Here is a 13,882-nt window from a genome sequence, read left to right as displayed (position 1 = left end):
ATTCAGATCTACAAGCGCAACAATCGGAGGCAGTTGGTGCCCGCGTTCGACCTGCCCTTGGCGGAGCTGGAGCGCTACCGCCCGGACCCCCAGGAGCCCGCCGACTTCGACGAGTTCTGGCACGACACCCTCAAGGAGGCGGCCCAGCCGGAGGTGTTGGTGTCGGCGCACCCGGTGCGGACCGGACTACGGCTGACCGAGACCTGGGACGTGACCTTCCGCGGGTTCGCCGGCGACCCGGTGCGGGCCTGGTTCAGCAGACCGGCCGGGGTGCGCGATCCGCTGCCCGCCGTCGTCGAGTACGCCGGGTACGGCCGTGGCCGAGGTCTCCCCCACGAGCGGCTCACCTGGGTGAACGCCGGATACGCGCATCTGCTGATGGACAACAGGGGCCAGGGCGACCAGTACGGCAACGGCGGCGCCACCCCGGACCCGCACGCCACGGCACCGGGCGGCCCGGGCCCGGCGGTACGCGGGCTGCTGTCGCCCCACGACCACCACTACCGCCGCCTGATCACGGACGCGGTAAGAGCCGTCACGGCCGTGCGGGCCCTGCCCGGGGTGGACGCCGCGCGCATCGCGGCCGTCGGCAACAGCCAGGGCGGCGGGCTCGCCCTCGCCGTCGCCGGCCTCGTCCCCGACCTCGCCGCGCTCCTCGCCACCGCCCCGTTCCTGTGCGGCATCCGGCGCGCACTCGACCTCACGGACGCCGGGCCGTACGGCGAGATCGCCGCGTACCTGGCCGTGCACCGGGGCGCCGAGCGCGCCGCGTACGACACCCTCTCCTACCTGGAGGGGATCGCCTTCGCCCGGCGCGCCCACGCACCGGCCCACTTCGGGATCGGCCTGCGCGACACGGTGTGCCCGCCCAGCGGGGCGTACGGCGCCGCCAACCGCTATGCGGAACTGTCGGGCGCCGCTCCCCGCAAGGAGGTCCACGCCTATCCGTTCAACGGCCACGAGGGCGGCGACGCCGTGCACGTCCGTCGCCAACTGGACTGGCTGTGCGACGTGTTGGACTTCAGCCCACGGTCGGGGTGATCCCGGGCGTCCCGAGCCGCTCGCCCTCGCGGAAGGACGGCGGCGCGTCGGACGCTCCCCATGCCGGGTCGGCCGTACGGGAGAGGGAGTAGTCCAGTCGGCCGCCGTCCCGCACAAGGGACGCCGGGAGCCAAGGGCGGTCGCTCGTGCGGCCGTTCACCTTCAGGGAGTGGATGTACGGCGCGTCGGCGGCGGCGCCCTTCGCGTGGACGGAGATGTCGTTCCCGTACGGCCGCTCGATCTCGACGCGCGGGAACAGCGGTGAGGCGAGGACCAGTTCGGCGCGGGACGGCACCTGCGGATACATGCCGAGCGCGGAGAAGACGTACCAGGACGACATGGCGCCGAGGTCGTCGTTGCCGGGAATGCCACCGGGCCCGGCGGACCACAGCGCGCGCATCGCGGCCCGGACCGTCTGCTGTGTCTTGTACGGGGCGCCCGCGTAGTCATAGAGGTACGGCACGTTGATGGACGGCTCGTTGTCCAGCTCCGCCTTCTCGCCGCCGCTGCCGGTGAAGGCCCAGCTGCCGTCTGCGTGATGGAAGAAGGCGTCGAGGCGGTCCACCGCCTTGCCGGGACCGCCCATCGCCGCGAACAGGCCCGCCGGGTTGTGCTGGACCATCCAGGTGTACTGGGCCGCCGTCCCCTCCACGAACCCGTCGCCGGTGGCCGGGGTGAAGCCGGGGACCCAGCTGCCGTCGGCCGTGCGGTCGGCGATGTAGCCGGCGGTCGGGGTGGCGGCGGCGTTGAAGTTGTTCCGCCACCACTGGGAGCGGCGGGCGAAGGTCGTCGCCGTGGCCTTCTGCCCCGCCTCGGCGGCGAGTCGGGAGAGGGCGAAGTCCGCGCCGGACATCTCAAGGGTCTCGGCGGCACCGCCCCACGCGTTCGACACGGACGGCATGTAGTGGTGCCGCAAGTACTGGTCCAGGGAGGGGCGTTGACCGACGGACAGCACCGGCCTCCCGGTCGGCGACAGGTCCTTGTCGGTGGGCGCGGTCGCGGCCCGGACCAGCGAGGCCAGCGCACCGCGCAGGTCGAAGTCCGTCCCGCCGAAGGCGTGGATGCCGGCCAGGGCGATGGGGGACGGATCCCCGTTCATGACGTGGGTGCCGCTCGCGCCGTGCAGCCAGCGGTCCCAGACGCCGCCGTTCTGCTCCGCCAGTTCGTACAGGGACTGGGCGATGTCCGAGCCGACGCGCGGGTTCAGCAGGGTGAGCAGCTGGACCTGGTCGCGGTAGACGTCCCAGCCGGAGAAGGTGCCGTACTGGGCCCGATGGCCGCGGCTGACGGTGTGGATCCTGCCGTCGGGGCCGCGGTATCGGCGGTCGGCGTCGCTGATGACGTTCGGGTGGAGGAGGGAGTGGTAGAGCGCGGTGTAGAAGGTGGTCCGCTCGGCATGGGTGCCACCGCCGACCCGGATCGCGGACAGGCGGTCGCGCCAGGCGCGGCGGGCGGCGTCCCGTACGGCGTCGAAGGAGCGGTGCGGCGGGTTCTCCGCCGCCAGGTTGGCCTCGGCGCCGGTCCGGCTGACGTACGAGATGCCGACCTTGACGTTCACCGGGCCGGTGCCGGGCGCGAACTCGACGTATCCGCCCGCGCCTTTGCCGGCCACGGGCCGCCCGCCGTCGGCGTACCCGCCGGTGCCGCCGCTCACTGCTGTGGACCCCGGGCTGAGCCGGTCGTCGCGCCAGGTGCCGGTGGCCTTGAAGGCGCGGTCGAAACGGGCGGCGAAGTGAAGGGTGTAGTAGGAGCGCCGGCCCTCGGGGTCGAGGTACCCGCAGAAGTTCCCGGAGGTGACCGACCCCGTGATCGTGCGTCTCGCCGGATCGATCCGCACCGTCGAACCCGTCGACCCCACCTCGGAGTTGGCGGTCCTGACGAGCAGCGAGGCGGGTTTCCCGGCCGGGTAGGTGAAGCGCGCCGAGCCGGTGCGGGCGGTCGCCGTGAGGTCGGCGGTGACGCCGGACGCGAGGCGGACCCGGTAGCGGCCGGGCTCGGCGTTCTCGTCGGCGTGGCGGAAGCCGGAGGCGTAGACGGCGTCCTCGGTGTCGCTCGCGGGTGACGTGGTGACCGCACCGGCGTACGGGAAGAGCGGGATGTCACCGCTGCCGCCGGCACAGCCGGTGCCGGACATGTGGGTGAGGCTGAAGCCCCGGATGCGGGTGGCGTCGTAGTGGTAGCCGCCGGGTGCGGCCGTGCGCGTGGCGTCGCCGCGGGTGTTCTCGGGGCTGAAGGAGAGCATGCCGAACGGGACGACGGCGCCCGGGAAGACGTTGCCGCCGTTCCTGGTGCCGATGAGCGGGTCGACGTACGGCGTGGGATCGTCGACGAGTTCCGGCGGGGCTGCGGCGGGCGCCGCGTGGGCGGTTGTGGTGGCGGTGACCAGGAGTGCGCCGGTCGACAGCAGGGACATGAGCCTTGTCGCCAGGCTTGGACGGAAACGCATGACGCGGCGATACCACGCACGCGCGCGTGCCGACGTCGGGGCACGGCGGGCGCGGCCGCCGGTTCACCCGTACGGGGAGTGAGCCGACCGGATCGGCCGGATGTCCAACTGGCTTGACGGTGTTGTCCGTTGAGGCGGTAGAGTCGTGAGGAGACTGTGCGACAACGTTGTCGCACCTCACGGCCTCACGTCGGAACAAGCCACTCCCCAACCGGACGGTCCTCTCTCCCCCCTCGGGTCCGTCCGGCTCGCGGACCCGGTGGACGACGGCTCAACGCCCACCGGGTCCGCTCGAGGACGGACACGTCACGCCGTGGCGGTCACCTCCACGGAGAGGTCGTTGTCGACCGTGTAGTAGGGACGTACGACGACCGCGCCGACCTCGGCCGCCGGCCAGACGAAGATCTCCTTGCGGTCCGCGATGTCGTCGAACAGGCGGCCGAGTCGGATCGGCGAGGCTGTGGCGTCGGGTCGAGGCTGGACGGAGAGGTCCCAGACGCGGCTTCCGGCGCCGTGGTCGGCGGCCAGCTCCTCGTAGTCCACGGTGAAGGAGAACACCCGGGCGTCGCTCCCGGCCCGCGGTTGCAGGGTCTGTGGTTCCAGGGTCTGTGGCTCCGGGATCCGTGGTTCCAGGGTCCGTACGACGCCGTTCCCGCCCCGCGGACGCAGTCGTACGGCGGCCCCGACGGCGAGCGTGGTGCCGTGCAGCCTGGCCCTGACCGTCATCGTCCGGTCCGTGACCTCGATGCCCTCGACCTCCGCATGGGCGGTGCGCAGCCAGGCCCGCACCGCGAGGTAGCCGTCCTTGGTGATGTACGGCACCCGTACGGCGACCGGTGACGGCCAGTCACGGGCCTGTCCGTCGACGAGGGCCCGCAGATCACGCAGACCGGGGCGGACGCGCTGTCGTGCCGCTCCGGGTTCGGGAAGGAGGTACACGTCCCACCGGCCCTCGGCGAGGGCGGGCTCCGGCTCCAGGACGGCACTCAGGCGACCGTCGCCCACGGGCTCCAGGTCGAGGGCGTGCAGGACCTTCTCGGGCTGCCCCTTCTTGGGGCGCAGCCGCAGCAGCAACTGGGACGGCCGGGAGCCGAGAGCGGCCGCCGGCGACCGGAAGGTGAACGCGATCCGGCCGGCCGCGTCGATCGTGCAGTCGGCACGGAGGTGCGCGTCACGCGTCGCGCCGGGTTCCGTGGTCATCGCCGTCCCCTCCGTACCGTGCGCAGCGCGCGGGCGGCCGCGGCGTGCGCGGTGTCGCGCGCGGCGAAGCCCTGGCTCACCAGGGCGTTGCGTATTCGGCCGCGTTCCGGGGTGATCCGTCGCCCGGACCGGCGGGCCGACATCGCCTCGTCCATCAGGCGTTCGGCATGCTCCACGACCGGGACGGGGGCGAACCGTCGCGCGTTCGCCATGGCCGTACGGCCCATCCGCCGGCGTCGCTCGTCGTCTCGGACGAGGTCCAGCAGTGCGGCGCCGAGCGCGTCGCGGTCCCCGACGGGGACCAGCCGTCCGTCGACCCCGTTCTCGATGATCTCGCCGGGTCCGTACGGGCAGTCGGTGCTCACGACCGGCAGGCCGCAGCGCATCGCCTCGACGATGGTCATGCCGAACGGCTCGAAGTTCGACGCGGCCGCGCCGATCGAGCCCTTGACCCACTCCGCCTCCATGGGGGCGGCGGCACCCATCAGGAAGACGTTCTCGTACAGGCCGAGGCGGTGGATGAGCTGCCGCAGTCGGTCCTGTTCCTCCCCCTTGCCGTAGATGCGCAGCTGCCAGTCGGGGTGTTCGGCGGCGACCAGGGCGAACGCCTCGATGAGCAGGTCGTACCGCTTCACCGGGACGAGTCGTCCCGCCGCGACCACGATCCTGGCGGTGCCGTCCGCGGCGGGCAGCACCGGATCGGGGACGCTGTTCGGGAGTGCCTCCACCCGGACCCCGGGCAGCCGCATCCTGCGCCGGTACGCGGCGGCGTCCGCCTCCGTGACCGTGGTGAGCACGTCGAGCCGGCGGTAGGCCCGGCGCAGCGCGGTGCGCAGCCGGGGCGGATGGTTGCCGAGGGTGAGGTGCTCCTGCCCGATGCGTACGACGTGCTCCGGTGCCTGCAGTGCCAGGTGCACGTTGAGTCCCGGCCGGGTGCCGATGACGACGTCGGCGTCGATCGCGGCCAGACACTCGCCGATCCGCTGGTCGGTCAGCTCGCTGTACTGCTGGTGGCGGTACTCGGCGACCGGAAACACTCTTGCCGGTCTCAGATGCAGGGGATGTTCCTTCTCGTGCCGCAGGTCCACCAGTGGTCGTAAGGAAACCTTCGGGTCCAGCGTGAAGTTGGGGCGCTCCCGGTGCCGCAGCACGGAGACGATCTCCACCTCGTGCCGCTCCGCCAGCGCCTGGGCCAGGTTGAACGTGGTGGTGATCGTGCCTCCGATGCCGTAGGCGTTGTGCAGCAAGAAACTGATCTTCATATGGGCTAGACCACGGCGAACCCCCTTACAGTTGCCTGCCGTTACCAGTTCGTTCTCCTGTCAATCACTCTGTCGACAGACTGCGGACCCGGCGGGCGAGGCCCGACGCCCACCGGGTCCGCCGCGGACGGCGGTTCAGCCCACCCGGCAGGGCAGGGTCGCCGTACTGTCGCCGCCGGAGCCTGAGACGACGTAGCCGAACGTCGCGCTCTCCCCCGGATCGAGGGACCCGTTCCAGTCGGCGTTGTGGACCATCACGGCCTGGCCGTTGTAGGTCGCGTTGCCGCTCCAGAGGCTCTCCACCTTCTGGCCGGCGGGGAGGGTCCAGTCGACCATCCAGCCGAGCATCGGGACGTCGCCGGTGTTGGTGACGGTCACCTCGGACTGGTAGCCGCCGGACCAACTGCCGGTCGTGCGGCGGGCGGCGGAGCACTCGCCGGGCACCGGGTCGGTCGGGTTGCCGGGCTCCTTGATGCCGGTCACCTCGCCGTTGCCGCCGTCGAAGACGATGTCGGAGCAGGAGTAGAAGGTTTCCTGACTGTCGGAGCGCTGCCAGACCATGTAGACGATGTGGCGGCCCGACTTGTTGTCAGGAAGCTTTCCTGTCCAGGAGTAGTTGGCCTCGACCGTGCCCGGGGAGCCGTTGAGCGGCGGGTGGTCGACCGAGAGGAAGGGCTGCTCCTCCATGTCGTCCCAGGTGAGGGTCTGCTTCGGGTCGAAGCCGTCCTTGGTGATGTACACGTAGAACCAACCCGGGTGCGCGGCCCAGGCGTTGTACGAGAAGTCGACCGTCGCACCCGAGGTGAGATGGGTGAGCGGCCAGTCGTCGCGCGGCACGTTGAAGCCGGTGAAGTTGGTGTTGCCGCCGCTGCACAGCTCGCCGTCGGGCACGAAGCCGCGGGTGCGGCCGGCGCCGTCGGAGCGGAGCACCGAGAACCAGTTGTAGAACGGCGTTGTGCCGCTGATCTGTTGGGCCGCCTTGCAGGCGGGGTTGACCGGCTTGATCTCACCGGTGTCGGTCAGACCGTCCTGCCAGCACAGGAAGGTACGGCTGCCGGGCTTCATGGGGGTGCCGTGGGCCTCCGCCTCGCTGCCGGCGCTCATGACGAGGGCCACGGCCGGGATGGTCGCGAGCAGGGAGACCAGGACGAGGAAGAGGGCTCTGGCTCGGGTCGGGAGCGTTAATCGGCGAGGCGGGAGCGTGCCCGCGTCGGATGATTTTGTCAGGATCATGACAGACGGATCCGTTTCCTTCAGGTACGGGCTGTGCGGATGCGTGCGTACGGGTGCGGAGGTGCGGGTGCCGCTGCGCGGTGCAGCCGTGCGGATGCACCGGCGCGGATGCGGATGCGGTGCGGCCGGGTGAGGTGGGAGCGGCGCACAGGCGGGTTCCGGTCCACCGTATGGGAGCGCTCCCACCCTCCCCTTGTTTCGGAAAGTAGCGCCGAGTGGCGCGGATGTAAACGGCTGACGCACGAGGCGCCACAGGCCTACGGGACGGGCTGCCGCCCGTCAGCGGTTACCGGCGAGCGTCCGCGGGGATCGCGCCGGTGCTGGAGCGGACGGGCCCGACAGGGTGTCCAGTGGCGGCGGTTCGGCGTCCACGGGCGGCAGTTCGATCGTGAACTCCGTGCGTCCGGGCTCGCTCTCGACGTCGATACGGCCGCCGTGCGCGGAGACGATCGCCGCCACGATGGCGAGACCCAGACCGGATCCCCCGTCGTGCGGGCCGCTGCGGGCGCGGGAGGCGTCGGCGCGGGTGAAGCGTTCGAAGACGGTGGGGAGGAAGGCGGGCGGGATGCCCGGGCCGTTGTCGCGGATGCGGATCACGATGCCGGAGCCGTCCCCCGTCTCACCGGATCGGTTCCCCGTGTCCCCCGATCCGTTACCCGCCTTCACCGATCCGTTCCCCGTATCCCCCGATCCGCTCCCCGCTTTCACCGTGGCCACGACCTTCGTGCCGGCCGGGGTGTGCACCCGCGCGTTGGCCAGGAGGTTGGCGACCACCTGGTGGAGGCGGGCCTCGTCGCCGAGGACCGACGGGGCGGCGTCGAGGGACAGTTCGAGCTGCCAGTCGTGCGTTCCGCCCGCCGCCCGCGCGTCCCAGACCGCCTCGGCGACCAGCCTGGCCATGTCCACCTCGGCGGAGTGCAGCGGGCGTCCCTCGTCCAGGCGGGCCAGCAGGAGCAGATCCTCGACCAGGCCGGTCATACGGGCGGACTCGGCGGAGACGCGACGCCAGGCGAGCCCCGGCTCGATCCGGTCGGTGCCGCGGCTCATGAGTTCGGCGTAGCCGGCGATCGAGGTGAGCGGGGTGCGCAGTTCGTGGCCGGCGTCGGAGAGGAAGCGGCGCATGCGCTCCTCGCTGTGCCGGCGGGCGGTGAGCGAGGACTCGACGTGGTCGATCATGCGGTTGAGCGCGGCGCCGACCTGGCCGGTCTCGCTGGCGGGGTCGGTGTCCCGGGCCGGGACCCGGGTGAGGCCGGTGACCTCGCCGCGGTCGAGCGGCGCGCGGGAGACCTCGGCCGCGGCGGCGGCGACCCGGCCGAGGGGGCGCAGTTGGCGTCGTACGACCACGGCACAGACACCGCCCGCCACGGCGAGACCGGCCACCGCCACGGCGGCCTCGGCGACGACCAGTCCGCCGATCATGCGCTGGACGTCGCCCATGGGCAGCCCGGTGAGGACCTGGACGCCGCCCTTCTCGACCGCGGCGAGCCGATAGGTGCCCAGGCCCGGGACGGTCCGGGTGTGCCGGGAGCCGTCCGTCGCGATGTCCGCCAGGGCGGCGGTCTGCTCGGCGGTGAGCGCCTTCGGTGCGGCGTCCCGGCCGACGACCTCGGCGGCGACGATCGTGCCGTCCTCGTCGAGGCGGGCGGCGAGCAGGCCGACGGGGTGGCCGTTCTCGTTGAGGAAGCCCAGGTCGTCCTCGATCTCCGGGTGCAGCGAGGCACCACCCAGGCTGCGCGAGGCGGCGTCGGCGACCCGGCCGTCCAGGTCGCCCATCAGATGGGCGCGTTGGACGAAGGCCGTCGTGAGCGCCATGGCGGCGCACACGGTGACGAGGGTGAGGCCGATGAACACGAGCAGGCGCGTGCGTAGGGAGCGCATGGAGCGAAGGGGCCGTCGAGTGCTCATCTCCCGTCCTCCACCGGCCTGATGGCGTGGCCGAGCCCGTGCACGGTGCGGATCATCGGTGCCCCGCCGTGGTCGATCTTGCGGCGGAGTTGGTGGCGTAGTCGTCGGCGCCGGCGCCGAGGTCGCCGAGCCGGTGCTTCAGGGCGTCGTCGACGAGGAGCACACGGACGCGGCCGTTGCGGAACCCTGCGGTGCCAGTCATGTCCCGATCCTGTCCCCGTCCGCTGAGGGAACCCTGTGTTCCACCTGAGGGTGGGTGATGACCTGGGGTTTCCGGGCGCCGGCACGGCGAAGGGCCGCACCCCCGCTCACCGGGAGTGCGGCCCTCGACCGCCGTGCCGTACCGCTTGCTTGACCGCTTACTTGCGGATCAGGCTGCGCAGCACGTACTGCATGATGCCGCCGTTGCGGTAGTAGTCGGCCTCACCGGGGGTGTCGATGCGGACGACCGCGTCGAACTCGACACCGGTGTCGGTGGTGACCTTCACCGTGCTCGGGGTGGTGCCCTCGTTGAGCTCGGTGATGCCCGAAATGGAGAAGGTCTCCTCGCCGGTCAGGCCGAGCGAGTCGGCCGACTGGCCCGCCGGGAACTGCAGCGGCAGGACACCCATGCCGATGAGGTTCGAGCGGTGGATGCGCTCGTACGACTCGGTGATGACGGCCTTGACGCCGAGCAGGGCCGTGCCCTTGGCCGCCCAGTCACGGGACGAGCCGGAGCCGTACTCCTTGCCGCCCAGGATGACCAGCGGGGTGCCGGCGGCCTGGTAGTTCTGCGAGGCGTCGTAGATGAAGGAGACCGGGCCGTCGGCCTGGGTGAAGTCGCGGGTGTAGCCGCCCTCGGTGCCCGGCGCGATCTGGTTGCGCAGGCGGATGTTGGCGAACGTGCCGCGGATCATGACCTCGTGGTTACCGCGGCGCGAGCCGTAGGAGTTGAAGTCGCGACGCTCGACGCCGTGCTCCGTGAGGTACTTGCCGGCCGGGGTGTCGGCCTTGATGGCACCGGCGGGCGAGATGTGGTCGGTGGTGACCGAGTCGCCGAGCTTGGCCAGGACGCGGGCGCCGGAGATGTCGGAGACCGGGGTGATCTCCATCGTCATGCCCTCGAAGTACGGGGGCTTACGGACGTACGTCGACTCCGCGTCCCAGTCGAAGGTGTCACCGGTGGGGATCGACAGGGCCTGCCACTGGGCGTCGCCCGCGAAGACGTCCTGGTAGGACTTGGAGAACATGTCCTCGCCGATGGCGTTGGCGACGACGTCGTTGACCTCGGCCTCGGAGGGCCAGATGTCCTTCAGGTAGACGGCGTTGCCGTCCTGGTCGACACCGAGCGCGTCCTTGGTGATGTCCACCTTCATGGAGCCCGCGAGGGCGTACGCGACGACCAGCGGCGGGGAAGCCAGGTAGTTCATCTTGACGTCGGGGTTGATACGGCCCTCGAAGTTCCGGTTGCCGGAGAGGACCGAGGTGACCGCGAGGTCGTGGTCGTTGACGGCCTTGGAGACCTCCTCCGGCAGCGGGCCGGAGTTGCCGATGCAGGTGGTGCAGCCGTAGCCGACGAGGTTGAAGCCGACCTTGTCCAGGTACGGCGTCAGACCGGCCTTGTCGAAGTAGTCGGTGACGACCTTCGAACCCGGGGCGAGGGTGGTCTTGACCCACGGCTTGCGGGTCAGGCCCTTCTCCACGGCCTTCTTCGCGACGAGCGCGGCGGCGACCATGACGTACGGGTTGGAGGTGTTCGTGCAGGAGGTGATGGCCGCGACGGTGACCGCGCCGTGGTCGATCTCGTACGTCGAGCCGTCGGGGGCGGTCACGGTGACCGGGTTGGACGGGGCGCCGTTCGGGGCGACGGCCGGGGCGTCGGAGGCCGGGAAGGACTCCTTGCCCGACTCGTCGACGGAGTCGACGTAGTTGCGGACGTCCTGGGTGAACTGCTGGGCGGCGTTGGCGAGGACGATACGGTCCTGCGGACGCTTCGGGCCGGCGATCGACGGGACGACCGTCGACAGGTCCAGCTCCAGCTTCTCGGAGAAGTCCGGCTCGGCCTTCGGGTCCAGCCAGAGGCCCTGCTCCTTGGCGTACGCCTCGACGAGCGCGAGCTGCTGCTCGGAGCGGCCGGTGAGCTTGAGGTACTTGATGGTCTCGTCGTCGATCGGGAAGATCGCGGCGGTGGAGCCGAACTCCGGCGACATGTTGCCGATGGTGGCGCGGTTCGCCAGGGAGGTGGCGGCGACGCCCTCGCCGTAGAACTCGACGAACTTGCCGACGACGCCGTGCTTGCGCAGCATCTCGGTGATGGTGAGCACGAGGTCGGTGGCGGTGGTGCCGGTGGGCAGCTCACCGGTCAGCTTGAAGCCGACGACGCGCGGGATGAGCATGGAGACCGGCTGGCCGAGCATCGCGGCCTCGGCCTCGATGCCGCCGACGCCCCAGCCGAGCACGCCGAGGCCGTTGACCATGGTGGTGTGGGAGTCGGTGCCGACGAGGGTGTCGGGGTAGGCCTGGCCGTTACGGACCATGACCGTGCGGGCCAGGTGCTCGATGTTGACCTGGTGGACGATGCCGGTGCCCGGCGGGACGACCTTGAAGTCGTCGAAGGCGGTCTGGCCCCAGCGCAGGAACTGGTAGCGCTCCTTGTTGCGGCCGTACTCCAGGTCGACGTTCTGCTTGAAGGCGTCGTTCGTGCCGAACTTGTCGGCGATGACGGAGTGGTCGATGACCATCTCGGCCGGGGAGAGCGGGTTGACCTTCGCCGGGTCGCCGCCGAGCGCCTTGACGGCCTCACGCATGGTGGCGAGGTCCACGACACAGGGCACGCCGGTGAAGTCCTGCATGATCACGCGGGCCGGCGTGAACTGGATCTCCTGCGACGGCTGGGCCTGGGAGTCCCAGCTGCCGAGGGCGCGGATGTGGTCGGCGGTGATGTTCGCGCCGTCCTCGGTGCGGAGGAGGTTCTCCAGCAGCACCTTCAGGCTGTAGGGGAGGCGCGCGGCGCCCTCGACCTTGTCCAGCCGGAAGATCTCGTACGACTCGTCGCCCACCTGCAGCGTGCTGCGGGCGTCGAAGCTGTTCGCCGACACGACAGTCTCCTTCATTTCTGTGCGCTTACCACCGCATCCTGCCGCCACACCGTCTTGGCCGATCCGCTAAGGTAAGGCTAAGTTAGGCATGCCTTACTGCCAGACTGGCGACGGCGTGCGACTGCGGTACGCCTCGGCAGATATCTCGATGTCGAGATAACTCTAGTACATGGGGCCGGGATGGTCATGTCCCGGGGCTTCGACATGCCCCCTTTGCATGACCATGCGTCTTCATGCATACTCTTCCTATGTCCAAGGTCCTCACCTCCCTGCCCACCGGCGAGCGCGTCGGCATCGCCTTCTCGGGCGGTCTCGACACCTCCGTCGCGGTCGCCTGGATGCGCGACAAGGGCGCCGTCCCGTGCACCTACACCGCCGACATCGGCCAGTACGACGAGCCCGACATCGCCTCGGTGCCCGGCCGCGCCAAGACCTACGGCGCCGAGATCGCGCGCCTGGTCGACTGCCGTGCCGCCCTGGTCGAGGAGGGCCTGGCCGCGCTGACGTGCGGCGCGTTCCACATCCGTTCCGGCGGGCGGGCGTACTTCAACACCACGCCGCTGGGCCGCGCCGTCACCGGCACGCTGCTGGTGCGGGCGATGCTCGAGGACAACGTCCAGATCTGGGGCGACGGCTCGACCTACAAGGGCAACGACATCGAGCGGTTCTACCGCTACGGCCTGCTCGCCAACCCCCACCTGCGGATCTACAAGCCCTGGCTGGACGCGAACTTCGTGACCGAGCTCGGCGGCCGCAAGGAGATGTCGGAGTGGCTGGTCGCCCACGGCCTGCCCTACCGGGACGCCACGGAGAAGGCCTACTCCACCGACGCCAACATCTGGGGCGCCACCCACGAGGCCAAGACCCTGGAGCACCTGGACACCGGGATCGAGACCGTCGAGCCGATCATGGGCGTGCGGTTCTGGGACCCGTCCATCGAGATCGCCGCCGAGGACGTGACGATCGGCTTCGAGCAGGGCCGCCCGGTCACCATCAACGGCAAGGAGTTCGCCTCCCCCGTCGACCTGGTGATGGAGGCCAACGCCATCGGCGGCCGGCACGGCCTCGGCATGTCGGACCAGATCGAGAACCGGATCATCGAGGCCAAGAGCCGCGGCATCTACGAGGCGCCCGGCATGGCCCTGCTGCACGCGGCGTACGAGCGCCTCGTGAACGCGATCCACAACGAGGACACCCTCGCCCAGTACCACAACGAGGGCCGCCGCCTCGGCCGGCTGATGTACGAGGGCCGCTGGCTGGACCCGCAGGCGCTGATGATCCGCGAGTCGCTGCAGCGGTGGGTCGGCGCGGCCGTCACCGGCGAGGTCACCCTCCGCCTGCGGCGCGGCGAGGACTACTCGATCCTCGACACCAAGGGCGCGGCGTTCAGCTACCACCCGGACAAGCTGTCCATGGAGCGCACCGAGGACTCGGCCTTCGGCCCGGTCGACCGGATCGGCCAGCTCACCATGCGCAACCTCGACATCGCCGACTCGCGCGCCAAGCTGGAGCAGTACGTCGGCCTCGGCCTGATCGGCACCGGCAGCCCCACCGTCGGCGCCTCCCAGGCCGCCGCGACCGGCCTCATCGGCACCATGCCGGAGCTGCCCGAGGGCGGCGCCGAGGCCATCGCCTCCCGCGGCGAGGTCTCCGAGGAGGACGCGCTGCTGGACCGCGCCGCGATGGAGTCCGGCACGGACTGACGGCCACGAGGTCCT

General features: G+C 70.9%; 8 protein-coding genes and 1 pseudogene. 2 read left to right on the top strand and 7 right to left on the bottom strand.

Translation table 11 applies throughout. From position 1 onward, the window contains the following. The first annotated feature begins 36 nt into the window (after window positions 1-36). Window positions 37-1,041 carry an acetylxylan esterase gene (locus tag ABD932_RS03815; protein ID WP_345008632.1) on the top strand — a complete coding sequence of 335 codons (1,005 nt, stop codon included), beginning with the start codon at window positions 37-39 and terminating at the stop codon, window positions 1,039-1,041. Here ABD932_RS03815 and ABD932_RS03810 read toward each other — a convergent pair. From ABD932_RS03810 to acnA, 7 genes and pseudogenes are all read right to left on the bottom strand, one after another. Next, window positions 1,031-3,487 (bottom strand): annotated as a pseudogene (locus ABD932_RS03810) (GH92 family glycosyl hydrolase); the annotation flags it as partial. The gene ABD932_RS03815 and the pseudogene ABD932_RS03810 sit on opposite strands and share 11 nt — an antisense overlap. Window positions 3,488-3,793: 306 nt before the next feature. Further along, window positions 3,794-4,687: a transferase gene (locus ABD932_RS03805; protein ID WP_345008630.1), complete on the bottom strand. Its 894-nt coding sequence runs from the start codon at window positions 4,685-4,687 to the stop codon at window positions 3,794-3,796. After that, on the bottom strand, window positions 4,684-5,949 hold the full coding sequence (locus tag ABD932_RS03800) for a glycosyltransferase family 4 protein (RefSeq protein WP_345008629.1): 1,266 nt from the start codon (window positions 5,947-5,949) through the stop codon (window positions 4,684-4,686). The genes ABD932_RS03805 and ABD932_RS03800 overlap by 4 nt, the downstream gene beginning before the upstream one ends. A gap of 135 nt (window positions 5,950-6,084) precedes the next feature. Beyond that, the gene (locus tag ABD932_RS03795) at window positions 6,085-7,182 is read right to left on the bottom strand and encodes a lytic polysaccharide monooxygenase auxiliary activity family 9 protein (RefSeq protein ID WP_345008628.1); all 1,098 of its coding nucleotides are present in this window, start codon (window positions 7,180-7,182) and stop codon (window positions 6,085-6,087) included. 279 nt (window positions 7,183-7,461) lie between these two features. Continuing rightward, window positions 7,462-9,087: a sensor histidine kinase gene (locus ABD932_RS03790; protein WP_345008627.1), complete on the bottom strand. Its 1,626-nt coding sequence runs from the start codon at window positions 9,085-9,087 to the stop codon at window positions 7,462-7,464. 52 nt (window positions 9,088-9,139) lie between these two features. Next, complete coding sequence (locus tag ABD932_RS03785) at window positions 9,140-9,289, bottom strand: hypothetical protein (RefSeq protein WP_345008626.1); 150 nt, start codon at window positions 9,287-9,289, stop codon at window positions 9,140-9,142. Window positions 9,290-9,446: 157 nt separating this feature from the next. Further along, window positions 9,447-12,164: an aconitate hydratase AcnA gene (gene acnA, locus ABD932_RS03780; protein ID WP_345008625.1), complete on the bottom strand. Its 2,718-nt coding sequence runs from the start codon at window positions 12,162-12,164 to the stop codon at window positions 9,447-9,449. A gap of 248 nt (window positions 12,165-12,412) precedes the next feature. On the opposite strand from acnA, the gene argG reads away from it, so the two are divergent. Continuing rightward, window positions 12,413-13,867 carry an argininosuccinate synthase gene (argG, locus tag ABD932_RS03775; protein WP_345008753.1) on the top strand — a complete coding sequence of 485 codons (1,455 nt, stop codon included), beginning with the start codon at window positions 12,413-12,415 and terminating at the stop codon, window positions 13,865-13,867. Window positions 13,868-13,882 lie beyond the last annotated feature (15 nt).

The sequence above is a fragment of the Streptomyces shaanxiensis genome (assembly GCF_039537145.1).
GTDB classification, from domain to species: domain Bacteria; phylum Actinomycetota; class Actinomycetes; order Streptomycetales; family Streptomycetaceae; genus Streptomyces; species Streptomyces shaanxiensis.
The sequence above is the reverse complement of the archived record's forward strand: the minus strand, read 5'-3'. Positions and strand labels throughout refer to the sequence as shown.

What these genes read in the sequence shown, in the direction of transcription:
- ABD932_RS03785 (WP_345008626.1), bottom strand. Translation starts at nt 9,289, where the DNA reads ATGACTGGCACCGCAGGGTTCCGCAACGGCCGCGTCCGTGTGCTCCTC.
- ABD932_RS03805 (WP_345008630.1), bottom strand. Translation starts at nt 4,687, where the DNA reads ATGACCACGGAACCCGGCGCGACGCGTGACGCGCACCTCCGTGCCGAC.
- argG (WP_345008753.1), top strand. Translation starts at nt 12,413, where the DNA reads ATGTCCAAGGTCCTCACCTCCCTGCCCACCGGCGAGCGCGTCGGCATC.
- ABD932_RS03795 (WP_345008628.1), bottom strand. Translation starts at nt 7,182, where the DNA reads ATGATCCTGACAAAATCATCCGACGCGGGCACGCTCCCGCCTCGCCGA.
- ABD932_RS03790 (WP_345008627.1), bottom strand. Translation starts at nt 9,087, where the DNA reads ATGAGCACTCGACGGCCCCTTCGCTCCATGCGCTCCCTACGCACGCGC.
- ABD932_RS03800 (WP_345008629.1), bottom strand. Translation starts at nt 5,949, where the DNA reads ATGAAGATCAGTTTCTTGCTGCACAACGCCTACGGCATCGGAGGCACG.